Here is a 22,714-nt window from a genome sequence, read left to right on the forward strand (position 1 = left end):
CACCCGCGAATTCGAGACAGGCGCGGCGGACGTCGAACGCCGGGGTATCGTGACGGCCGGGAGGCTGCCATGGCGAGGGACGGAGCGCGGACCGAGCTCATCGGGCGGCGGGACGAGTGCCGGGTTCTCGACGACCTCCTCGCCCAGGCGAGGGCCGGGCGCAGCGGGGTTCTCGTGGTGCGCGGTGAGGCGGGCATCGGGAAGACCGAGCTGCTGAACCATCTGCTCGTCAGGGCCACCGGATGCCGCGTCGTCAGGGCCGCCGGTGTGCAGTCCGAGATGGAGCTCTCCTACGCCGGGCTGCACCAGCTCTGCGCTCCGCTGCTGTCCCACCTCGACGATCTTCCCGCGCCGCAGCGGAACGCGCTGCGCACGGCGTTCGGCATGCAGGCCGGTGACGCGCCGGACCGGTTCCTGGTGAGCCTGGCCACCCTGAGCCTGCTCGCCGGGGCGGTCGGCGACCAGCCGTTGCTCTGCGTCGTCGACGACGCGCAGTGGCTGGACCGGGTGTCGGTCCAGACACTCGAATTCGTCGCTCGCCGGCTGCTGGCGGAATCCGTTCTGCTCGTGCTGGCCGTCCGCGAGTCCGGCTCCCGCGAGATCCTCGCCGACCTTCCGGAGCTTGCGGTCCGTGGACTGAACGAGCGCGAATCGCGCAGGCTCCTCGACTCGGTCGTCGCCGGCCCGCTCGACCGGCGCGTACGGGACCGCATCGTCGCCGAGACGCGTGGCAATCCGCTGGCGCTGCTGGAGCTGCCGCGAGGCCTGACCGCCGTCGAGATGGCGGGCGGATTCGGCGGACCCGGGACCCGGCCGCTGTCCAGCCAGATCGAGACGGGCTTCCTCCGCCGGATCCAGTCCCTTCCGCCCGAGGCGCAGCAACTGCTGCTCATCGCCGCCATCGAGCCGATCGGTGACGTGGCCCTGCTGCGGCACGCCGCCGAGCGCATGGGGATCTCCGTGGACACCGCCGTGACCCACGCCGAGGCGTCCGGCCTGATGACGTTGGGCGCCTGGGTGCGCTTCCGTCACCCGCTGGTGCGCTCCGCGGTGTACCGCTCCGTCGACTTCGATGAACAGCGGCGCGTGCACCGAGCTCTCGCCCACTCGATCGACGCCGGCCTTCATCCCGAACGCCGCGTGTGGCACCTGGCGAGCGCGGCGGTGGGACCGGACGAGGCCGTGGCCGCCGAACTGGAGGGATCCGCCGGGCGGGCGCAGGCGCGCGGCGGGATCGCGGCGGCGGCCGCCTTCCTGCATCGAGCCACCGAACTCACTCCGGATCCCGCACGCCGCGGAGCCAGGGCCCTGGCAGCGGCGCGGGCCAAGTACCAGGCGGGCGCCTTCGACGCCGCACGGGAACTGGTCGACGCGGCGGAACTGAGCCACCTCGACGAGGTCGGCGCCGGACAGGCGATCCTGCTCCGCGGACAGATCATGTCCGCGGCCAAGAGCGCCGGCGCCGGACTGCCCCTGCTGCTCGCGGCGGCCCAGCGGCTGCAGCCGTACGACTCCGAACTCGCCGCTCAGACCTACCGGGACGCGACCTACGCGGCCCTGACCGCGGGCCGGCTGACCACGGGCGGCGTCCGCGACGTCGCCGAGGCGGTGCTGAGCACGCCGGGCCACGTCGACACCGCGAGCCGCGAGGGTCTCCTGCTGACCGGCATCGCGCGGGCGATCACCGAGGGGTACTCCGTGGGCGCGCCGGTCGTCCTCGAGGCCGTGGCCGCGTTCCGGACGGAAAGCCTCTCGCGGGAGGACGGCCTGGGCTGGCTCCCCCTCGTGTGCCGCATGGCCCACAGCACCTGGGACTTCGCCGCCTGGTCCGAGCTCTCGGAGCGACTGGTCGACCTCGCCCGCAGCAACGGAGCACTCGCCGTGCTGCCCTCCGCGCTCCTTCTGCGCCTGTCCAACCGGGTGTTCGCCGGCGACCTCCGCGGCGCCTCCTCCCTCGCCGTGGAGGCGAACGCGATCGGTGAAGCCACGGGCAGCAGCTTCTTCGCCCACTACGGAGCACTCGTCGTGGAGCCCTTCAGGGGACGGGAGTCCACGACCCGCGAGGCGATCGAAACGGTCACGCAGGACCGCCGGCTGCAGGACGAGGGCAAGGTGACGACGGCCACCCAGTGGGCGGCGGCGGTCCTCTACAACGGCCTCGGACGGTACGAGGAGGCCTACGCCTCCGCCGAACGTGGATGTGAGAATCCGCAGGAACTCGGACTGTCCCTGCAGTCCCGTGTGGAACTCGTCGAAGCGGCCGTACGGTTGGGACTCACCACGCGCGCCGCCGAGGCCGTGCGGACGATCGAGGAAATGACCCGTGTCAGCGGAACCGCCTGGGCGCTCGGTGTCTCCGCCGCCGCCCGTGCCCTGGTGAGTGAGGGGCAGACCGCCGACGCCCTGCACCAGGAGGCCATCGAGCGACTCGACACGGCGGACACCCGTATGGACAGCGCCAGGGCCAGGCTTCGCTACGGCGAGTGGCTCCGCCTGAAACGGCGACGGGCGGAAGCCCGGAGCCAACTGAGCGACGCATACGAGATGCTCGGCGAAGCCGGGGCCGAGGCATTCGCGGAGCGCGCGCGCCGGGAGCTGCAGGCCGCAGGGGTGAAGATGCGCAAACCCGCCTCGGCGACGCCGGTCGTCCTCACCGCGAAGGAAGTCGAGATCGCACGACTCGCCCAGGAGGGGTATACGAACCCGGAGATCGGCGCCCGGCTGTTCCTCAGCCCCCACACGGTCGAATGGCACCTGCGCAAGGTCTTCGCGAAGCTGGGGATCTCCTCCCGCAAGGAGATCGGGTCGATGCAACTCGAAGGCATGGCGATCACGTCCTGATACGCGCGGCTCCGGCGGGCCCGGTGACCGCGGGGCCGCCCTCCGACGACCAGGTGAAGGCCCCGTCCGGTTCCACCAGCAGCGCGGGAACGGTGACGACGGTGACCTCCCTGGCCAGGAGGCGGTGGACCGGACAGCGTCCCGCTGCTGCCAGCAACTGCTCCCGCTGAGTCGGCTCCAGCTCGCCGATCAGACCGACGTTCTTGACGATGGTTCCGAGGTCCCCGAACCGCACGGCCACGTCGACCCGCTCCAGTGGCCACTGGCGCCGGTCCGCCAGGGACCGAACGGCCATGGAAGTGCACGACCCGAGCGCCGCCAGCAGCAGCTCTCCCGGGGTGGGACCGGCATCGGCGCCGATGGGTACGGGTTCGTCCGCCGTCAGCCTGTGGGTGCCGATCGCGATGGCTCGGGTGAGCCCGCTGCCTTCGGCGACGGAAACGATGCGCGTGGTCATGGGACGACGTCCTCTCGGCCGGTGTACGGGGGAGCTCGGTGCAGCTCGCACCTCTTCTGCAGAGACCGGGCGGTGCACACGCCTGTGACAGTCCGGACCGGGTGAGGGCGACGCCACCCGGCAGCGCGCCGCATTCGTCCTCCGGGAGGGCACGGACCGCCGCCGCACAGACCGGTGACCTGGCGCTTGTGGAGCACGTCCTGGGGAACGACGTCTCGGCGGCCCTTCAGGAGAGCGCCCCTCCGGTGGTGCATCCAGCGAAGAGTGTCACAACGGTTGTTGCTGGCCGGTCTTCACTGTTGAGACCGAGAGAACAGAGGACACTGTGCGTGAGATCCTGATAGTCGGCGGCGGTTACGCGGGCTTCTACACCGCGTGGGGCCTTGAGAAGAAGCTGCGCCGGGGCGAGGCGCGTGTCACCGTCGTCGACCCGCGCCCGTACATGACCTACCAGCCGTTCCTGCCCGAGGTGCTGGCAGGATCGGTCGAGGCCCGGCACGCCGCGGTGTCGCAGCGGCGGCATCTGCACCGCACCCGGCTCGTCGCGGGCGCGGTGACCGAGATCCGCCACAGCGACCGCAGCGTCACCGTCCAGCCGGACAGCGGTCCGGACCTCGTGCTGCACTACGACATCCTCGTGATCACCGCCGGCGCGGTCACCCGCACCTTCCCCATCCCGGGGCTGAGCGAGGAGGCGTTCGGCCTCAAGCACGTCGAGGAGGCCGTCGCCATCCGCGACCGGCTGCTGACGTCGTTCGACCGCGCCGCGGGGCTGCCGCGGGGGCCAGAGCGGGAGAAGCTCCTCACCGTGACCTTCGTCGGCGGCGGCTTCTCCGGCGTCGAGGGGTTCGGCGAACTCCTCGCCCTCGCGACCGCGCTGGTGGGGCACTACCCGGAGATCGACGCGGACGAGCTGCGCTTCCACCTGGTCGAGGCGCGGGGGCGGATCCTGCCCGAAGTGGGTGACCGGCCCGGTGAGTGGGTCGTCCGCTCCCTGGAGAGGCGCGGTGGGGTCGTGCACCTGAACACCCAACTGCTCTCCGCGGAGAAGGGCCACGTCGTGCTGTCGACCGGTGAGGAGTTCGACTCGGGCCTCATCGTGTGGGCCGCGGGCAATGCCTCCAACCCTGTCGTGCACAACCACACCGACCTCCCGGTCGACGAACGCGGGCTGCTCGTCGTCCGGCCGGACCTGCGCGTGGGCACCCCCACCCAGCCGGTGCCGGACGTGTGGGCCGCCGGCGACGACGCGGCCGTGCCGGACCTCGCGGCGGGCCGGCCCGGCGCGCTCACCGTGCCCAACGCGCAGCACGCGGTGCGGCAGGGCAAGCTCATGGCCAGGAACATCCGGGCCTCGCTCCGGGGCAGGCCCACGAAGAACTACGTCCACCACAGCCTGGGCGTGGTGGCCACGCTGGGCCTCGGTCGCGGCATCTTCCAGTACCACCGCCTGGTGATCAAGGGCTTCCCGGCCTGGCTCATGCACCGCGGCTACCACGTGCTCGCCATCCCGACGTGGGAACGGAAGGCCCGGGTGTTCGCCGTGTGGTGCACCGCCGCCCTCTACGGGCGTGACATCGTCTCGCTCGCCTCGGTACAGCGGCCGCGCGAAGCCTTCGTCACCCACGGGAAGCCCCGCCACGCAGAGCGGTCCGCGGATGCTCCCACTCCGTGAACAGGTCGCCCGCAGGCGGGGATCACACGGTGTGGTCGGCACAGCGCGATCATGCGATGCGGGGCTACCCGGCGCGGTAGAGCCCGCGCCCGCTGCGATGGATGCGGGAGGTGCCGACGAGCCGGTCCAGGGTGCTCCGTACCGCGTTGATACTCCCGTTGTCGGAGTCACGGCCGAGCGCCGCGGCCACGTCCCGTGCGCGGACGTCGGCACCGCCCGTCCCGGCGAAGAATTCCAGGATCTGCTCGGTGAGCCTGCCGTACGTCTTGTGCTCGTCGTCCTCGGCCGGGGCGCTGTCCGCCGCTGCCGGGGACGGCTCCCCGGCTGGTGGGGGAGCAGGTGGGGCGGCGGGTGCGGGCGAAGGAGCAGGCGCAGCGGTCTGGGAGGGCAGCACGCTCTGGAGCGTGCCCAGTACGCGCTGGACGGAGCCGAGATGGGCCACGACGGCGGACAACTCCCGCTCCAGGGCCTGCTTCTGGATCTCCAGACGGGCCAGTTCCTCCTGGAGGCCTTCTGCTGTGACCTCGATGCGATGTGCCGCGTTGGATGCCGGGCGGGCTGCAGAGACCATGTGTTCCTCTCGACGGCACCATTGTTGCCACCGTTGTATCGAAATGCAACGGCCTGCCGGTGTGGGGGAGCCCCGCCCTAGCGGTCCAGCCGGCGGAGTGCCTCGGTGACCGCGGCGATGCGCGCGTCGACGCTGCCGAGCGCCTCGCGGAGCATCCGCAGGCGGGCTTCGAGCAGTGCGGCCTCGGCTGCCAGCACGACACCGGTGGCGGGATCGAAACGCTGGTCGGGGTGAAGGGGCATGCGGCCCTTTCCTGGGGTCGGTCGATCGGGTCGTCGGGCTGCGGCAGGACCGCTGCTACCAGACTGACCAGGCAGCCGCGAAGGGCGTGACAGTCACTTTCCGCGCGGCCGTGTGCCGCCGGACGCGCGAAGAGCGGGCGCGCGAGCACCACTGTGTGACGGATCACTAATTGTCACATCATTTGGCCCCATCCGGTCTTCCTTGTGTGCCCCGTTCGGCCACGACGCGCCGAGAGCGATCCAGGAATGAGTGAGGGAATGGGCGACAAGAGTCAGCCGACCACATCGCGACAGGAACCCGCAGGACAGCGGTTCGCCCAGTGGGCGGCGACCCGCATGGGAACGGATGGGCGGTCGAAGCGCGCGCTGCGCAGGGCCTTCCCCGACCACTGGTCCTTCATGCTGTGGGAGACCGCCCTGTACAGCTTCGTCGTCCTCGTCGTCACCGGCGTCTACCTGTCCTTCTTCTTCCACCCCTCGGCGGAACCGAAGGTCTACCACGGCAGTTACGGGCCGCTGAACGGGCAGACGGTGTCGGACGCGTTCGACTCGACCATGCACATATCGTTCGAGGTCCGCGGCGGCCTGCTGATGCGCCAGGCGCACCACTGGGCGGCGCTGATCTTCCTCGCCGCCGTCATCGCGCATCTGATGCGGGTCTTCTTCACCGGGGCCTTCCGCAAGCCGCGGGAGCTGAACTGGGTGCTCGGCTTCCTGCTGCTGGTCGTCGGCATGGTCGAGGGCCTGACGGGTTACGACCTGCCCGGCGACCTGCTGTCCGGCACCGGTCTCGCGGTCGTCAACGGAACCCTGCTGGCCGTCCCGGTCGTCGGCACGTACCTCTCGTCGTTCCTCTTCGGCGGTGAGTTCCCCGGCCACGCGCTGGAGGCCCGGTTCGCCGTCCTCCACATCCTGGTGCTCCCCGCCGTGCTGACCGCGCTCGTCGCCGCTCACCTGGCGCTGCGCCTGCGGCACCGGCACACCCAGTGGGCCGGTCCCGGACGGACCGAACGCAACGTCGTGGGCCTGCCGTTGCGGGTGTACGCGGTGAAGTCGGCGGGCTACTTCTTCCTGGTCGCCGGGGTGATCTTCACCATGGGGGCGGTCGCGCAGATCAACCCCGTCTGGGAGTACGGCCCTTACCGCCCCGACCAGGTGTCGGCGGGATCGCAGCCCGACTGGTACATGGGCGCGCTCGACGGGCTGCTGCGCGTGATGCCCGGCTGGGAGGTCACCTTGTGGGGGCACACGCTCGTCCTCGACACACTGGTGCCGCTGCTGGCCGGCGTGAGCCTCTTCCTCGCTCTCGGCGCCTACCCCTTCATCGAGGCCCGCTTCACCGGGGACCGTCGTGAGCACCATCTGCTGGACAGGCCGCGCAACCGCCCGGTGCGCACCGCGCTGGGCACCGCGTGGCTGAGCATGTACCTTTTGACGCTCGTCGCCGGGGCCAACGACCTGATCGCCACTCGCTTCGGCGTCTCCGTCAACGCGGTGACATGGGTCGTCCGCATCGGCCTGTTCACCGTGCCGCCCGTGGTGTACACCGTGACGAAGCGGCTGGCCCTGGGACTCCAGCAACGCGACCGCGACATGGTGCTGCACGGACGGGAGACCGGCGTCATCGTGCGCCTCCCCAACGGCGGTTACCGCGAACTGCACGAGCGGCTCGACCAGCGGCGGCTGGACGTCCTCACCGCCCACCAGCCGCCCAGGCCGCTGCCGTGATCCTCGCGCCGGGTGGTCCGTCCCCGGCGCGCGGCCCGCCCTGCAGGCACCCGCTCCCCGCCACAGGAAATCAACCGGATCTCTTTGTCACTCTTTTGCCGGATATCCGGTCATAAAAGGTGAGGGTCACTCGACCCCTCGCATCCCAGGAGGAACCTCATGGACAAGCCCGTACTCGATCCCGCCGCACACGAGTTCGCGGTGGCCGCCGCCACCCCGCCCTTCACCTACGACCTCGGCCCGGAGGGCGCCCGCAAGCTCCTCGACGACATCCAGTCCGGGCCCGTCGACAAGCCCGAGGTGCAGGACAAGTGGCTCACCGTGCCGGTGCCCGCGACGTCCGGCGAGGTACGGGTGCGCGTCGTCAAGCCCCTCGGCGTCGAGGGCCCGCTGCCGGCGGTGCTGTACGTCCACGGCGGCGGCTGGGTGCTCGGCAACGCGGGCACCCACGACCGCCTGGTGCGCGAACTGGCCGTCGGAGCACAGGCCGCCGTGCTCTTCGTCGAGTACGACCGCGCGCCGGAGGCCCGTTACCCGGTCGCCATCGAGCAGGCCTACGCGGCCGCCCAGTGGATCACCGCGAACGGCGCCAAGGGCCTCCTCGACGTCTCCCGTCTCGCCGTCGCCGGCGACTCCGTGGGCGGCAACATGGCCGCGGCGCTGACCCTGATGGCGAAGCAGCGCGGCGACGTGCGCTTCGTCCACCAGTCGCTGTACTACCCGGTCACCGATGCGGCCCAGGACACCGCGAGCTACCGGCAGTTCGCCGACGGCCCGCACCTCACCGCGAAGGCCATGGCCTGGTACTGGGACTGCTACACCACCGACCCCGCCGAGCGCGCGCAGATCACCGCCTCGCCGCTGCGGGCCACGATCGAGGAGTTGCAGGGCCTGCCGCCCGCGCTCGTCATCGTCGACGAGAACGACGTCCTGCGCGACGAGGGCGAGGCCTACGCCCGCAAGCTCACCCAGGCCGGCGTGCCCACCACCAGCGTCCGCTACAACGGCACGCTGCACGACTTCATGATGCTCGACCCCGTCCGGTCGACGGCCGCCGCCACCTGGGCGATCCGCCAGGCCGCCGGCACCCTGCGCACCGTCCTGCACGCCGGCTGAGCAATCCCCAACGAGAGGCCCTGCCATGAACAGACCCCCGCTCCTGCGGCACGTCCGCACCCCGCTCACCGTCATGGCGACGGCGGGCGCCGCCCTCGCCCTCCTCGCCGTGTCCGTCGCGCCCGCGAGTGCGGGCAAGGGGCACGGGTCGCCCGCCCGCAAGCCGACCGTGGTCCTGGTGCACGGCGCGTTCGCCGACTCCGGCAGCTGGGACGGCGTCGTCAGGCGGCTGAAGCGCGACGGCTACCCCGTCGTGGCCGCGGCGAACCCGCTGCGCGGGCTGGCCGGTGACGCCGCCTACGTCAAGGCGATCGTCGCCGGTGTCGAGGGGCCCGTCGTACTCGTCGGGCACTCCTACGGCGGCTCGGTCATCAGCGACGCCGCCACCGGCTCCGCCAACGTCACGGCGCTCGTCTACGTTGCCGCTTTCCTGCCCGACAAGGGCGAGAGCGCGTTCGACCTGTCGGCGAAGTTCCCCGGCAGCACGCTCGGGGACACCCTGAACGCGGTTCCGATCACCCTGCCCGACGGCGCGAAGGACGTCGATCTGACCATCGACCCGGCCAAGTTCCACGACCAGTTCGCCGCCGACGTACCCCGGGACGTGACCGATCTGATGGCTGTCTCCCAGCGCCCGGTCACCAACGCCGCCCTGCACGACGGTGCCGGTGAGCCCGCCTGGAAGACCATCCCGTCGTGGGCCCTGGTGGCCGCACAGGACCGCAACATCCCGCCGCAGGTCCAGCGCTTCATGGCCGAGCGCGCCCACGCCCACACCGTGGAGGTCCGCTCCTCGCACGCGGCGAGCGTCTCCCACCCGGGTGACGTCGCCGAGATCATCGAGCAGGCGGCGGCGGGAACCGCCGGCTGACCGGGAACTGCCGAAGGGGCGGGGTGCTCACCGGCGCCCCGCCCCTTCACCTGCCGGCAGGCCTCGGGGAAGCCGGGCTGCGCCGAATGGTGGTGTTCAGTGGCAATGAACAGTGTGCCTTGCCGGCGAGGTGCCGTCAGGACGGGATGCCGTCGAGGGGCACCGCGGGATCGTCGAGCCGGGTGTCGTCGACGTCCGCGCCGGGAACGTCCGGGCGGCGCTGGGAGGGCCCGGTGGCCAGGAGCAGCCTGTGGGAGCCTCATCTCCTTGGCCGGACGAGGGAACTGCCATGCTGCGGCGGTCACCTGAACAGACCGTGTGACCGCGGCCTCTGTGACAGCGGACGGCCCGCTGTCACAACGTCGTGGGCCACCTGGTCAAAGGGACGGCTGGTCCCATCGCACCGGCCGCCCGCGCGGCGCCGCGGGGGAGGAGAAGGAGAGGAACAATGACGTACGTCATCGCGCAGCCCTGCGTCGACGTCAAGGACAAGGCGTGCCTGATGGAGTGCCCTGTGGACTGCATCCACGAGGGCGAGCGGACCCTCTACATCGACCCCGCGGAATGCGTCGACTGCCACGCGTGCGAACCGGTGTGCCCGGTCGACGCGATTTTCCCCGAGGCCGAACTTCCGTAGCACTGGACACACTATCTGGCCGTCAACGCCGAGTTCTTCGGGCGACCGGCCGTTGCAGGCGCCGCGCCCGGCGACCATCCGGTGGTGGCCGGGCTGCCGCCGCAGCACGCGCACAGGAAGGGGATCGCCGCCTTCACCGCCTCCAGGGAAGAGGCGGACGTCGTCGATCTGTGGTTCCCGGCCGCCCTGGGCGCCCCGGAGTCCTGACCGAGCAGTCCGCGGCCGGGCCCGGCGGGTAGGACCCGCCGAGCCCGGCGCCGCCCTCGCGGGCGGCGGCGCGGGAGACCTCCAGCAGCCGCCGGTGCTCGGCCGGGCCGACCCGCTCGTGCGGCTCGGTCACCAGGCCACCCCCGCGCCGACGACTCCCCGACGGGTCTTTCCTGCCCGGGAAGGGGCCGGCCGGGCCGGCCCGCGGCGTCACTCGACGAAATAGGAGTCGTGCTTGTCGAAGAAGCGGGTGCGTTCCTCCTCCGAGGCGTTCGCCAGCTGCGAGACCTGCTCGAAGTACTCCTCGCGGGGCGCCCCGGGCGTGAACAGCAGCAGCATGTCGGCGGGCGCGTCGGAGTCGTTGCGGAAGGCGTGCAGGCCGCCCTGCGGCACATGCAGGAAGTCGCCCTCCTGGGCATCCGTCCACCGCTCGCCGTCGTAGACCCGGACAGTGCCGCCGAGGATGTAGAACGACTCCGAGATGGTGCGGTGGAAGTGGGTCCTGGGGCCACCGGCCCGCGGGCCCATCTGGACCCTGTAGAGGCCGAACTCGCCGCGGGTGACGTCGGTTGTGGCCAGGTAGTGGGTGCCGTTGCCGGGCACGCCCAGGTCCGGCGGCGTGCTCGCGGGGCGGAAACCGGCACTGATCTCGCCGTTCTCGCCGTAGTAGACCTGATCCGGGTACGACACGGTGATCACCGTCTTTCGGTCGGGGACGCCCCCGGGACGGGGCGCGGGGTTCCTGCGGGCACGGGACCGCGGGGGAGGAGGGGCGGCAGTCGCCCGGCATCCGGTGCCTGGTGCGTTACACACTATTGACCAGGCCGGCCCACGGCCTGTGACACGACGGGACGCCTGCCCGTCGGATCCGCCCGCCGGCACCCCTGCCGCCTGCCAGGGCCACGTGTCACAAGAAGGCCCGCTCTCCGGTCCCTTGATGTGTGCAGCCCGGCGCCGAGCCCTGATCCGGCAGCCCCGCGGCCGGGTTCCGTTTCCCGTCTTCCTATGGAGCACACCATGGACATTTCTCAGGAGGCCGCCCGAGGCCTGACCGACATCGAGAGCTTCCTGTACCGGCAGGCACATCTGCGAGCGGCACGGCAACGGGTACTCGGTTTCACGGCGCGGATGCGGGAGCTCTCCCCGGAACAGAAAGCCGACATCGAGGTCTGGTACATCGAGGAACAGATCTACGTCGCCGGCATGGTGACCAGGCACATCGCCGACAGGGTCAGCGCGGCGGAAGAGCGGTATCGCCGCCGTTTCGGGCACTGGCTGCGAGGCGCACTGTCCGCGGCGATCCTGCTCACCGCGGCAACGGCCGTGTACGTGATCCTCACCGCCCGCGGGTGAACCGGCCGAGCCGGTCGGCTCGCAGGCTCACACGGTGTCCTCGCCGACGACGACCAGGGTGGGCAGGGCGAGGCCGGACGGTTCCGCCCGAACGTCGACGGCGGGTGCCGCGGCCGCCAACGGCGCGCCGGACTCGCGCAGGACCCGCGTGCTCGCCGGTCACCGGCGAGGTGTCGTAGAGGACCGGTGAGCCGACCTGGTCGAAATGGTCGAGGGCGTACCGCTGGGCGACGAAGCCCCCCGTGGGATGCCCCGAGCCGGCGACGCGGGAACGCTGCTCGACGAGTGAGGATCCGTGCCGTACGGGGAGCGTGTGGGTACCGGTGGACAAGGGGGCCGCGGGATCCGGGGCGGGGAAGGGGAGCGGCGCCGGTACGGAAATTAGGTTCACACTTCCCAGAGGGTGCGCTCGTGATCGGGAAGGTGTAAGACACTGTGGAGCTTGTCATGACAGTGTGGGCATCGGGTTCGCCCGCGGAACGGCCCGAGGACGGTGCCAGGGCGAACTCACCACCGTGGAACGGCAGTTCCTCCGTGTACGCACCGGGAACGCCGAAGGTGGCCCCGCCTTCGGACGGGGCCACCTTCAGGGCGCGTTCACTGCTGCTGGGCGAGCCAGTCGGCGAACGTGACCTTACCGATGCGGGCGTTCGGGCCCGGCAGGAGCGTGGTCTCCTGCAACTCGGCATCGAAGTACCGGGCGTGCTCGTCCGTGACGACCGTACGGGGGTCGTTCCTGGCTGCGAGCCCCTTGCGGATCAGCTCATCGAGCCGGAAGACGTCGGGGCCGGCGATCTCCACCAGGCCGTTGAGTGGCGCGCCGACGGCGGTACGGCCCACGGTGGCGGCCACGTCGTCGGAGACGACCGGCTGGATCTTGACAGGGGCCAGGCGAACGGTGTCGCCGTCGGTCGCCTCCGCGGCGATGCCCTTCATGAACTCGAAGAACTGCGTGGCGTGGACGATCGAGTACGGGATGCCGGATTCCTTGATCAGCGTCTCCTGGACCTGCTTGGCGCGGAAGTACCCGCTCTCCTGGAGGCGTTCGGTCCCGACCACGGAGAGGGCGACGTGGTGCGTCACACCGGCCTCGGTCTCCGCCTTGAGGAGGTTCGTCGTGGAGGTGCGGAAGAAGTCCATGACGGCCTGGTCCTCGAACGAGGGCGAGTTGGACACGTCGATCACCACGGACGCGCCCTGCAGCACCTCGGCCAGGCCCTCGCCGGTCAGGGTGTCGACACCGGTTTTGGGCGCGGCCGCGACCGCTTCGTGCCCGTGCTCGCCCAGCCTGGCGATCACCTTCGAGCCGATGAGCCCGGTCCCACCGATCACTACGACCTTCATCACGGATTCCCTTCGGATGGTTCTCGTTGCGTCTGCACCACAAGAGACCGATCAGGCCGCGCATCCGTGACAGCCCGCCCCGGATGTTGTCACAACATGCGGCTGCGGTGCGGCTGTCCCGGCTGTCCCGTCGGTGAGCGCGGTGTCCCGGTCGTGCCGTGACCGCCGGGTTACTCCTCAGGCGTCCAGCGACGCCACGTAAGGGGCCAGTTTCGCCGGGTTCATGACCCACATGATGCGTTCGATGCCACGCGCGGACACGTCGGCGCAGAGCAGCGCCTTCGCCTCGCCGGCCTCCGAGACGAGGACGGCGGGCATGCCGTTGGCCTCGACCCAGCGGACGTCCGAATCGGGCCAGAAGTACGGGGCGAAGGCGGCAAGGTAGGCGGAGACGTGCGACAGGCCGACGACGGGGATCTTCGACGCCCCGCGCATTCCACCACCGTCGGAGTAGCTCACGACGTCCTCGGTGAGGAGCTCCTCCAGCACCGACAGGTCGCCGGTCTGCGCAGCGGCGAGGAACGCCTCGAGCATGCGCCGGTGCTCGGTGCGGCTGACCGGTCCCCGGCGCTCCGCGGCCAGATGCCTGCGGGCACGTGTCACCAGCTGCCGCGTGTTGGGCTCGCTGGTCTCCAGGATCTCCGCGATGCGGCGGTACGGGTAGTCGAAGGCTTCCCGCAGCACGTAGGCGGCGCGTTCCACCGGCTTCAGCTTCTCCAGAAGGAAGAGGACCGCCAGATCGAGTGCCTCCGCCCGCTCCGCGCCCAACTGGGGATCCGCCCCCGTGTCCACGGGCTCGGGAAGCCAGGGGCCGGTGTACGACTCGCGTCGCACCCTGGCGGACTGGGCCACGTTGATCGCGAGCCGGGTGGTGACCGTGGCGAGGAACGCAGCCGGCTCGTTGATCCCGGCGCGATCGGTGCCCTGCCAGCGCAACCACGTGTCCTGGACGACGTCCTCGGCTTCCACCGCGCTGCCGAGCACGCGGTAGGCGATACCGAAGAGCCGGGGACGCGCCGCGACGAACTCCCTCGTCGCCCGGTCGAGGGAACCCAGGTCGTCACCGGCGTGCATGCATGTCCTCCAGTCTCGGACCACATGCTACAAGCCGCGCCGGCGGCTCCCGGGGGACGCCGCGAGCCGGACGACCGTCCCGGAATCGATCGCCGCCGGCGTCAGGCACGCGCCCTCCACGACTGCGTCGGTGTCAATGTTGTGACACCGGACGGTCGGCTGATCGGCGCCGGACGGCGGTCGTGAGGAAGAGCTCGCACCGTCACTGTCACGGAACCACCGTGTGCCCGGTCATCTGTGAGTGACGCGGATGGAAGGGCCTTCTGGCTCCACCCGGCAACCGGCCGGTCCCCGACGACAACCGAAGTGAGAACACTCGTGAATCACCAGGAACGACTCGAAGCCGCCGAGGCACCCTCGATGGCACCGATAGCGACGCTCGAAAGCCTCCGCGAGCACCTGCAGTGGGCCTTGGAACTCGAACACGCCACCCTGCCGCCCTACCTCTGCGCGCTCTACTCGCTCGATCCGCAGCGGAACCCCGACGCCGTGGAGGCACTCGGGGGCGTCTTCGTGGAGGAGATGATCCACCTTGCCCTGGCGGCGAACCTCCTCAACGCCGTCGGCGGCCGACCGCGCCTGGACACGCCGGAGTTGCTGCAGCAGCATCCCCGCACCCTGCCCCACGGCGACCGCTCCCTGCGCCTGTCCCTCCTCCCGTTCGGCCCCGAGGCACTGGAGATGTTCCTGCGGCTGGAGCGGCCGGCCCCGCCCGCCGCACCGGCCGAGGGCGACGGCTACGAGACGATCGGCCAGTTCTACGACGCCGTAGAGGAGGGGCTGCGCCACCTGTGCACCGAACTCGGCGAGGCGGCGGTCTTCAGCGGCGACCCGGCCCGCCAGGTCTCCGGCGGTCCCTTCCGTCACACCGGCGGGCAGCTGGCTCCGGTCACCGACCTCGGCTCGGCCCTGGCGGCGCTGGAGGAGATCGTCGAACAGGGCGAGGGCACGGCGCGGGGCGAAGTGTGGGACGGCGACCGGGACATCTTCCACCCCGAGCGCGACGAGGTCTCCCACTACTACCGGTTCCAGGAACTCAAGCTGGGCCGGCGCTACGTGCGCGGTGACACACCGCAGTCCGGCCCCACCGGGGACCCCGTCACGCTCGACCCGGCCGGCGTCAGCCCGATGCGCCCCAACCCCCTGGTGGCCGATCACCCGGTGGGCAGCGCCATCCGGTCCGCCCAGGAGGAGTTCAACCGCACCTACTGCGGCCTCCTCCAGGTGTTGGAGCAGGCGTTCAACGGCAGCCCGCAGAACCTCGCGGCCGCAACCGGCACGATGTACGCGCTGAAGTCGCAGGCCCAGGCCCTGATGGCCATGCCGGACGACGACGGGACGACGGCCGGCCCGACCTTCGAGTACGTCGAACCGGAGCAGCGCGGGTGACCGCCCCCCGGTGACCTGCGGGTCCCGTGGCGGGTCCCGTGCGCGCGGAAGGTCACAGGGCCGTGCGCAGGAGCCGCCGGGAGGTGATGCCGAGCTTGGCGTACACCTTCCGAAGATGCCATTCCACGGTGTGCGGGCTGAGGAACAACTGGGCGCCGATCTCGGAATTGGTGAGCCCCTCGCGGGCCAGATGCGCGATCTGGGTCTCCTGGGCGGTGAGCGTCGCCGTGGTGGCACCGTCGCGCCGGGCCACCGTCTCGCCGGTGGCCCGCAGCTCGCGGACCGCGCGGTCGGCGAACGCGCGCGCACCGAACCGTGTGAACAGTGCGTGCGCGTGGCGCAGCTGCTCCCGGGCGTCGGCGCGACGGCCCTCCCGCCGCAACCACTCCCCGTACAGCAGATGCGCCCGGGCCGTCTCCATCGCGACCCGGGTACGGCCCAGCCGTTCGATCGCGTCCCGGTACAGTTCCTCGGCCGCGCTCCCCTGGCCGAGCAGCGCCCGGCAGCGCGCCTGGAGGCCCAACGCCCAGTCCGTGGCGGCGGCATCCGTGGTCTCGGTCAGCCGGACCAGCGCGGCCTCGGCCGCGTCGAGCCGGCTGCTGCGCACACCGGCCTCCACCAGTTCGACCAGGCCCCAGTGAGCCGCGACCAGGTCCTGCGGATGCGCGCTCGCCAGACGTGCCGCGTCGAACGCCTCCTCGTACCTGCCCAGACCGTTGTGCAGCACGGCCCGGGCCCGAAGCGCGATGGCCACGCCGATGCCCTCGCCGCGCTTCAGGGCGTCCTCCGTGCTGGCCTCGATCAGCTGAGCGGCTTCGCCTCCGCGCCCCTGCCAGGCGGCGAGCGTCATCGTGCCGTACGGCGCGAAGCTGCTGCCGACCGCCTCCTGGAGCCGGTCGATCTCCGCTATGAGCAGTGCCGCGGCGTCCAGTTCACCGGCGCACGTGTGGACGACGACGAGCGAGTTGAGCGCGAGCGGCAACTCGGTCAGCGCGCCGACGGCGCGGGCGGTCCGCACATGGCGGGCCGCCAACTCCGTCCAGCCCTCGTAGTCCCACATCTCGGCCGTCAGCGCGGAGGCCAGCCACGACCAGCGCAGGACCTCGTCCGGGTCGGTCTCCCGGCGGAACGCGTGGAGCGCGTCGCGCGAGACGGCGGCCGCGTCGCGGTACCCGCCGGTGAACCGGGTGGCCAAGGCGTCCAGGAGCAGATCGGCATTGCCCTGCGGCGTCGTGACGGACGGCGACGTCTTCTGCGCTGCCTCCGCCACCTCGCGTACGCTCGCGCCGGAGGCGAGGCGCCCGGCGAACATGGCGGCCGACAGGCCGTCCAGGAAGGTCTCCCGGGCCAGGCCGACATCGAGGGGCACCAGGCGCCGCGCGGTGGCCAGCAGCAAGGGGAGCGCCTCGTCGACGCGGCTGGAGGCGAGGGCGATCCGGGCGTGGACGAGGTCCACGCGTGCCCGGCCGAGGTCGTCCAGGATTCCGCTCTGCGCCAGCGCCAGCAGGTCGCGGGCCGCGGTGGGCGCACCGGCGCGGAGTTTCGCCTGCGCCGCGGCGAGCGCACGAGTCGCCTTGCGCCGCGGGTCGGGCGTCAGCACGGCCGCGTGCGCGAGGAAGGCGGCCGCCGCGGCGGTGCCGCCGCGCGCCATCGCCCGCTCGGCCGACGACTCCAGTTCGGCGGCGATCGCCTCGTCCGGCAGCACCGTCGCCCGCGCCAGGTGCCAGGCGCGGCGGTCGGGGTCGAGGACGGGGTCGGTCACCTTCGCCAGGACACCGTGGACCTCCCGCAACTCCACGAGCCCGGCCGACCGGTAGATCGCCGAGCGCAGGAGCGGATGCCGGAAGCGCACCAGGGGCCCGATGTCGAGCAACCCCGCCCTCACCGCCGGGCCGGCCGCGTCCTGGCCGATGTCCAGCCGCCCGGCGGCACGCCTGAGCAGCGTCGCGTCACCGACCGGCTCGGCGGCGGCCACCAGCAGCAGTCGCTGCGTGGCCGACGGCAGCGAGCGGACCCGCGCGAGGTAGTTGCGCTCGATTCGGCCGGTCACCGGTCCGGGACCGGGCAGGCCGAGCCCGCCGGCCGGTTCCGGACCGACCTGGCCGTGCGGGAGTTCCAGCAGCGCGAGGGGGTTGCCGTGTGCTTCGGCGAGGATGCGTTCGCGGATCCGCTCGTCCATCGGGCCGTCCGCCGCCGCGTCCAGCAGCGCGCGGGCGTCGGTGTCGCCGAGGCCGTCGAGCGTCAGCTCGGGCAGACCGGAGAAATCGTCGCGTCCCCGCTGCTCGCGGGAGGCGAACACCAGCGCCAGCGGTTCGGCGAGCATCCGGCGCGCCACGAAGGCCAGCGTCTGGGCGGACACCCGGTCGAGCCACTGCGCGTCGTCCACGAGGCAGAACAGCGGCTGCTCCGCAGCCACGTCGGTCAGTAGTCCGAGTACGGCCAGACCGACCAGGAACCTGTCGGGAGGCGGACCGGTGCTCACCCCGAACGCCGTGGACAGCGCTTCCGCCTGCGGAGGCGGCAGGGAGCCGGCGCGATCGAGGAACGGGGCGCACAGCTGGTGCAGTCCTGCGAACGGGAGCTCCATCTCCGACTCGGCGCCCGCCCCGCGCGCGACGCGGTGCTCCGCGGCGTGCGCCGCGAGGTGATCCAGCAGAGCGGACTTCCCGATTCCGGCATCGCCGCGCAGGACCAGTACGGCGCTGCGTCCGTTCTCGACGTCCGAGACCAGCCCTTCGAGCGTCCGGCACTCGCGGCGCCGGCCACGCAGCCGCTCCGGACCGTCCCCACTCACGCTGCACCCTGCACGCGGGGAGCATAACAACAGCGCGAGCAGTGTCTGCGCCGGTAGCGGGCGGGTGCGGACCAGCGGCCAGGGACGCCCCGCGGGTGACGCGGATCATGGGCACGGGAGGGCATGGATGCCCGATGCCCGGCGATGTTCTCTTGGCGGCATGAACGCACACTCGCAGTTTCCCTTCCCGGCTCCGTCCCACTGGATCGGCGGCCGCGCCGTCCGCGGGTCCGGGCCGCTCATCGACGTGGTGAACCCCGCCGACGCATCGGTCATCGCCACCGTGCACGAGGGCACGGCCGAAGACGTGGACATGGCGGTGGACGCCGCGCTCGCCGCCCTCCCCGGATGGGCGTCGACGTCCCCGCAGCACCGTGCGGACGTCATGCGACGCCTGGCCGAGGGCCTGCAGCAGCACAGCGAGGAACTGGCGGCCACCATCACCGCGGAGATGGGCGCCCCGATCGCCTTCTCCCGGCAGGCGCAGGTGGGTTTCCCGGTCGCCTCGACCCTGGCCGCGATCGCCGCGGCCGAGCAGTTCACATGGACGGCCGAGGTCGAGAACTCGCTCGTCGTCCGCGAGCCCATAGGCGTGGTGGGGGCCATCACCCCGTGGAACTTCCCGCTCCAGCAGCTGGTGACCAAGGTCGTCCCCGCGATGCTGGCGGGCAACAGCGTCGTCCTCAAACCCTCTGAGCTCTCTCCTCTCAGCGCCCGGGCGTTCGCGGAGATCGCCACCGAGGCGGGTCTCCCGGACGGTGTGTTCAACGTCGTGCAGGGCACCGGTCTGGTGGTCGGTGAGGCCCTCGCCCGCCACCCGAAGATCGACATGATCTCGTTCACCGGGTCCACGCGCGCCGGCCGGAGCGTCTCCGTCGCTGCCTCTGCCACCGTCAAGCGGGTCGCCCTCGAACTGGGCGGCAAGGCGGCCCACATCATCCTCCCCGAGGCCGACCTCGACTCCGCCGTCACCCGTGGACTGTCGTTCGCCTGGGCCAACGGCGGTCAGGCCTGCGGGGCATACGTGCGGATGCTCGTGCCCGAGAGTCTCCAGGAGACCGTGGTCGACAAGCTCAGGGCAGCGGCCGAGGAATACGTCGTCGGTGATCCGGCCGACGAGGGCACGCGGATCGGCCCGCTCGCCTCGGAGACCCAGCGCCGGCGCGTCGACGACTACATCCGGCGTGGCATCGCCGACGGCGCCACGCTCGTGGTCGGCGGCCCCGGCCGGCCGGAGGGCTTCGAGACCGGCGCCTACGTCAGGCCCACGATCTTCTCCGACGTCGACCCGGAGTCGGTCATTGCCCAGGAGGAGATCTTCGGCCCCGTCCTCGTTGTCATCCCGTACGTGGACGACGAGCACGCCGTTGAGATCGCCAACGGGACGATCTACGGGCTGAACGCCGCGGTGACCGGTGACGAGGAGCACGCCATGGCGATCGCCCGGCGCCTGCGCGTCGGCCAGGTCGACGTCAATGGCGGACAGCACAACTTCCAGGCCCCGTTCGGCGGGTACAAGCAGTCCGGCAACGGACGGGAGATGGGCCGTGCCGGTCTCGAGGAGTTCCTCGAGACCAAGGCCATCACCCGCTGACACAGGCAGCACGGCACACTGTTCCGGGGAATCAGCGCCTTCTTTGCACTGTTCACACGGCGACGGTGTGATCCGTGAGGAAGGACGACCATGGCGGACCGGGCGGCATTGGCAGCCTTCCTGCGGGCGCGCCGCGAGGCCCTCCAGCCGGAGGACGTCGGGCTGCCCCGCGGCCGTCGCCGGCGTACCGGCGGGCTACGCCGCGAGGAGGTCGCGGCACTCTGCGACATGTCGGTGGACTACTACAGCCGGCTGGAGCAGCCGCGCGGCCCCCGCCCCTCGGAACAGATGCTCGCCGCCATGGCCCGCGGACTGCACCTGTCCATGGAGGAACGCGACCTCCTCTTCCAGCTCGCCGGTCACGCCCTGCCGCACCGCGTGTGGCGCGGCGACCACATCGATCCAGGGATGATGCGCATCCTGGACCGCCTCGAGGACACCCCCGCCCAGGTGATGAACCACCTGGGCGAGACCCTGAGGCTGACGCGTCCGGCGAGGGCGCTGCTGGGTGACCAGACCGCCTACACCGGACTCGCACGCAGCGCCCACTACCGCTGGTTCACCGACCCGGCCTCCCGCCTGGTCCATCCCGAGAGCGACCATGCCGAGCTGAGCCGGCTGATGGTGGCGGACCTCCACAGCGCCTCCGTGCGCGGCGGCGGCGACCCCCGTGCCGCCGCACTCGTGGACACGCTGACCAGGGACAGCCCCGAGTTCGCCGGCATCTGGCGCGAGCGCCCGGTCCTCGGGCCATCCTGCGTCGCCAAACGCTTCCGGCACCCGCAGATCGGGACGCTCGAACTGCACTGCCAGACCCTGGTCGACCCCGACCACTCCCAGCGGCTCGTGGTCTACACCGCGACACCGGGCACCGAGAGCCACACCAGCCTGAGGCTGCTGTCCCTCCTGCCGGTCGCGGAGGAAACGCCCGTCCCGGGCGAAGGGGCGCCGACGTCGTAGGCGGGCACCGCCGGGATCAGGCCCTGCGGCGCGCGGTGGAAGGCATCAGCGACTCGGTGCTCTCGGAGCGGCTCTTTGAACTGCCCGGCGCGGCAGCCGGGGCTGGGCCGGCAGGTGCTCATTCCGGCCACCCGGCGTCGGCTGCGACGTCCTGCATCAACTCGGCGATGTCGGTGGGGATGGGCGGCACAGGCTCGCGGCGCACCCCGGTCACCGGGGACCACACCAGATTGACCTGCAGGTCCGGGTCGGCGTCGGGGTGGTCGGACCGGTGGTGACAGCCCCGTGTCTCCCGGCGCTCCAGCGCACACTCGAGTGTCGCGCGAGCGGCGAGAACGGTGGACCTGAGGTCGCAGGCGTACGCGAGTTCCTGGAAACCGCCGATGTCGATGTGCACTCCCGCGTACCACATTCGGCCCTCGATCTCGTCGAGCCGATCGAGTCCGGCCGTGAGCCCGGCCTCGTCCCGCACGGCACCGGCGTGCTCGGTCATCAGACGGCGCACCGACCGGAGCAGGGCGCGGACGTCCTGATCGCCGTCGCCGGCCAGCAGCCGGTTCACGTCCGCCTCCGCGGCGCGAACCGCTGCCTGCGACCGGTGCAGGGAGGTGAGCCCGGCCGAGTACTCCGCCGCGGCCCGGCCGGCGATGCGGCCGTAGACGAGCAGTTCGATCAGGGAGTTCTCCTCCAACCGGCCCGCGCCGTGCAGTCCACTGGCCGCCTCCCCGATCACGTAGAGCCCGTTGACATCGGTGCTGTGGTCCTCGGGCCGGACCCAGACCCCGCCCAGCGAGTACTGCGCGGTCGGCGCGACCTCGATCGGGTCCTGGGCGATGTCGAGCATCTGCAGTTCCCACAGGGTCTGGTGCACCCGCGGCAGTCGGGTCAGCACCGTCTCACGCGGCAGGTGGGACACGTCGAGCCACACGCCGCCGTTCTGGGTGCCGCGGCCCTCCTTGATCTCCGTGGAGGACGCCAGCGCGACGCTGTCCCGGCTACCGAGCTCCATCCGATCGGCGTCGTAGCGTGCCATGAAGCGCTCACCACGGTTGTTGAGCAGGACCCCGCCCTCGCTGCGGACCGCCTCGCTGACGAGCACGCCGGCCGCGTTCTCCGGCCCGATCAGCCCCAAAGGGTGGAACTGCACCAGCTCGGGGTTCCGCAGCCGGGCACCGGCCTCGACGGCGAGGCGGAAGGCGTCACCGGTGTTCTCGTGGCGCCCCGAGGACGTGCGCTGCCAGATGCGCGTGTGCCCGCCGGTCGCGAGGATCACCGAGTCGGCGTGCACCACGTAGTGGGACCCGTCGACGAGGTCGAATCCGTAGGCGCCGAACACGGTCCGGTCGTCGACCAGCAGCTGGGTGACGTACACGCTGGACAGGACGGGAATCGCGAGTTGCCGCGCACGTTCGCGGAGGGCTCGGTGCACCTCCACGCCGGTGTATTCGCCGTCGAACGCGCCGAGTCGGTACGTGAGGTCGGCCGACCGGTGCCGGACGGACCCGCCGTGACCCTGGTGGTCGAGGCCCGTGCTGTGGCGCCCCACGTCGTGGAAGCCGTGCCCCGCGTACTGGGCCACGACCTGCGCGGTGCGCGGGTCGGCCAGCAGGCTTCCCTCGCGCAGCGTGTCGGCCGCATGCCGTTCCCACGTGTCCCCCCGGCTGCTGGTGGCGGGCGCACGCCCGAACCCTCCTCGCGCCGTGATCGTGCGCAGGTTCCCCGCCGTGCGCTTGACCACCGCGAGGACCGCGACACCGGCCTCGGCGACTTCGATGGCCGCCCGGAGGCCTTCCCTACCAGCCCCCACCACGAGTACGGACGTGGCGAGTTGGTGTCCGAGCGAAGACAACGGGACCTCCTG

General features: G+C 71.5%; 18 protein-coding genes and 1 pseudogene. 11 read left to right on the top strand and 8 right to left on the bottom strand.

Going from position 1 to position 22,714, the window contains the following annotated elements; genetic code table 11:
• Nucleotides 1-69: 69 nt before the first annotated feature.
• Nucleotides 70-2,841 (top strand): ATP-binding protein, encoded by a 2,772-nt coding sequence (locus tag IH54_RS0116410; protein WP_031517413.1) that lies wholly within the window; start codon nucleotides 70-72, stop codon nucleotides 2,839-2,841.
• Here the strand turns inward: IH54_RS0116410 and IH54_RS0116415 are convergent.
• Nucleotides 2,831-3,298, bottom strand: coding sequence for an OsmC family protein (locus IH54_RS0116415; protein ID WP_078862266.1), 468 nt, complete (start codon nucleotides 3,296-3,298; stop codon nucleotides 2,831-2,833). The two genes, IH54_RS0116410 and IH54_RS0116415, sit on opposite strands and share 11 nt — an antisense overlap.
• Before the next feature lie 325 nt (nucleotides 3,299-3,623).
• On the opposite strand from IH54_RS0116415, the gene IH54_RS0116420 reads away from it, so the two are divergent.
• The gene (locus IH54_RS0116420) at nucleotides 3,624-4,973 is read left to right on the top strand and encodes an NAD(P)/FAD-dependent oxidoreductase (protein ID WP_031517416.1); all 1,350 of its coding nucleotides are present in this window, start codon (nucleotides 3,624-3,626) and stop codon (nucleotides 4,971-4,973) included.
• A 64-nt stretch (nucleotides 4,974-5,037) separates the two neighbouring features.
• Here the strand turns inward: IH54_RS0116420 and IH54_RS0116425 are convergent, their stop codons facing one another.
• Together IH54_RS0116425 and IH54_RS45580 are read right to left on the bottom strand one after the other, a co-directional pair.
• Complete coding sequence (locus tag IH54_RS0116425) at nucleotides 5,038-5,544, bottom strand: hypothetical protein (protein ID WP_031517419.1); 507 nt, start codon at nucleotides 5,542-5,544, stop codon at nucleotides 5,038-5,040.
• A 77-nt stretch (nucleotides 5,545-5,621) separates the two neighbouring features.
• Nucleotides 5,622-5,786, bottom strand: coding sequence for a hypothetical protein (locus IH54_RS45580; protein WP_159011879.1), 165 nt, complete (start codon nucleotides 5,784-5,786; stop codon nucleotides 5,622-5,624).
• Nucleotides 5,787-6,044: 258 nt separating this feature from the next.
• On the opposite strand from IH54_RS45580, the gene IH54_RS0116435 reads away from it, so the two are divergent.
• From IH54_RS0116435 to IH54_RS47700, 5 genes and pseudogenes are all read left to right on the top strand, one after another.
• On the top strand, nucleotides 6,045-7,514 hold the full coding sequence (locus tag IH54_RS0116435) for a cytochrome b (RefSeq protein ID WP_031517422.1): 1,470 nt from the start codon (nucleotides 6,045-6,047) through the stop codon (nucleotides 7,512-7,514).
• Nucleotides 7,515-7,673: 159 nt separating this feature from the next.
• On the top strand, nucleotides 7,674-8,630 hold the full coding sequence (locus IH54_RS0116440) for an alpha/beta hydrolase (RefSeq protein WP_031517424.1): 957 nt from the start codon (nucleotides 7,674-7,676) through the stop codon (nucleotides 8,628-8,630).
• 25 nt (nucleotides 8,631-8,655) lie between these two features.
• Nucleotides 8,656-9,501, top strand: coding sequence for an alpha/beta fold hydrolase (locus tag IH54_RS0116445; protein ID WP_031517426.1), 846 nt, complete (start codon nucleotides 8,656-8,658; stop codon nucleotides 9,499-9,501).
• Between the two features lie 448 nt (nucleotides 9,502-9,949).
• A pseudogene (gene fdxA / locus IH54_RS48105) lies at nucleotides 9,950-10,246 on the top strand (ferredoxin); the annotation flags it as partial.
• Nucleotides 10,223-10,345: a hypothetical protein gene (locus tag IH54_RS47700; protein WP_267965195.1), complete on the top strand. Its 123-nt coding sequence runs from the start codon at nucleotides 10,223-10,225 to the stop codon at nucleotides 10,343-10,345. The pseudogene fdxA and the gene IH54_RS47700, both read left to right, overlap by 24 nt.
• A 210-nt stretch (nucleotides 10,346-10,555) precedes the next feature.
• On the opposite strand, the gene IH54_RS0116455 is transcribed toward IH54_RS47700, so the two are convergent.
• Nucleotides 10,556-11,035 (bottom strand): cupin domain-containing protein, encoded by a 480-nt coding sequence (locus IH54_RS0116455; protein WP_031517429.1) that lies wholly within the window; start codon nucleotides 11,033-11,035, stop codon nucleotides 10,556-10,558.
• 315 nt (nucleotides 11,036-11,350) lie between these two features.
• On the opposite strand from IH54_RS0116455, the gene IH54_RS0116460 reads away from it, so the two are divergent.
• Nucleotides 11,351-11,698: a hypothetical protein gene (locus tag IH54_RS0116460; RefSeq protein ID WP_234343558.1), complete on the top strand. Its 348-nt coding sequence runs from the start codon at nucleotides 11,351-11,353 to the stop codon at nucleotides 11,696-11,698.
• Between the two features lie 597 nt (nucleotides 11,699-12,295).
• Here the strand turns inward: IH54_RS0116460 and IH54_RS0116470 are convergent.
• Nucleotides 12,296-13,042, bottom strand: a complete 747-nt coding sequence (locus tag IH54_RS0116470) for an SDR family oxidoreductase (protein ID WP_031517433.1) — start codon at nucleotides 13,040-13,042, stop codon at nucleotides 12,296-12,298.
• Nucleotides 13,043-13,219: 177 nt separating this feature from the next.
• Entirely contained in the window at nucleotides 13,220-14,116 is an 897-nt protein-coding gene (locus IH54_RS0116475) for an RNA polymerase sigma-70 factor (protein WP_031517435.1), read from the bottom strand.
• Nucleotides 14,117-14,434: 318 nt separating this feature from the next.
• Here IH54_RS0116475 and IH54_RS0116480 point away from each other — a divergent pair, with 318 nt between their 5' ends.
• Nucleotides 14,435-15,505: a ferritin-like domain-containing protein gene (locus IH54_RS0116480; RefSeq protein ID WP_031517436.1), complete on the top strand. Its 1,071-nt coding sequence runs from the start codon at nucleotides 14,435-14,437 to the stop codon at nucleotides 15,503-15,505.
• A gap of 52 nt (nucleotides 15,506-15,557) precedes the next feature.
• Here IH54_RS0116480 and IH54_RS0116485 read toward each other — a convergent pair whose 3' ends face one another.
• On the bottom strand, nucleotides 15,558-18,299 hold the full coding sequence (locus IH54_RS0116485; protein ID WP_031517438.1) for a helix-turn-helix transcriptional regulator: 2,742 nt from the start codon (nucleotides 18,297-18,299) through the stop codon (nucleotides 15,558-15,560).
• A gap of 127 nt (nucleotides 18,300-18,426) precedes the next feature.
• On the opposite strand from IH54_RS0116485, the gene IH54_RS0116490 reads away from it, so the two are divergent.
• Both IH54_RS0116490 and IH54_RS0116495 read left to right on the top strand, forming a co-directional pair.
• Nucleotides 18,427-19,893 carry an aldehyde dehydrogenase family protein gene (locus IH54_RS0116490; protein ID WP_031517439.1) on the top strand — a complete coding sequence of 489 codons (1,467 nt, stop codon included), beginning with the start codon at nucleotides 18,427-18,429 and terminating at the stop codon, nucleotides 19,891-19,893.
• Between the two features lie 90 nt (nucleotides 19,894-19,983).
• Nucleotides 19,984-20,853, top strand: coding sequence for a helix-turn-helix transcriptional regulator (locus IH54_RS0116495; RefSeq protein ID WP_031517440.1), 870 nt, complete (start codon nucleotides 19,984-19,986; stop codon nucleotides 20,851-20,853).
• Nucleotides 20,854-20,971: 118 nt separating this feature from the next.
• Here the strand turns inward: IH54_RS0116495 and IH54_RS0116500 are convergent, their stop codons facing one another.
• Nucleotides 20,972-22,702, bottom strand: a complete 1,731-nt coding sequence (locus tag IH54_RS0116500) for an FAD-binding protein (RefSeq protein ID WP_031517442.1) — start codon at nucleotides 22,700-22,702, stop codon at nucleotides 20,972-20,974.
• Between the last annotated feature and the right edge of the window lie 12 nt (nucleotides 22,703-22,714).

It is taken from the genome of Streptomyces sp. NRRL F-5123, assembly GCF_000721495.1.
Lineage (GTDB): Bacteria > Actinomycetota > Actinomycetes > Streptomycetales > Streptomycetaceae > Actinacidiphila.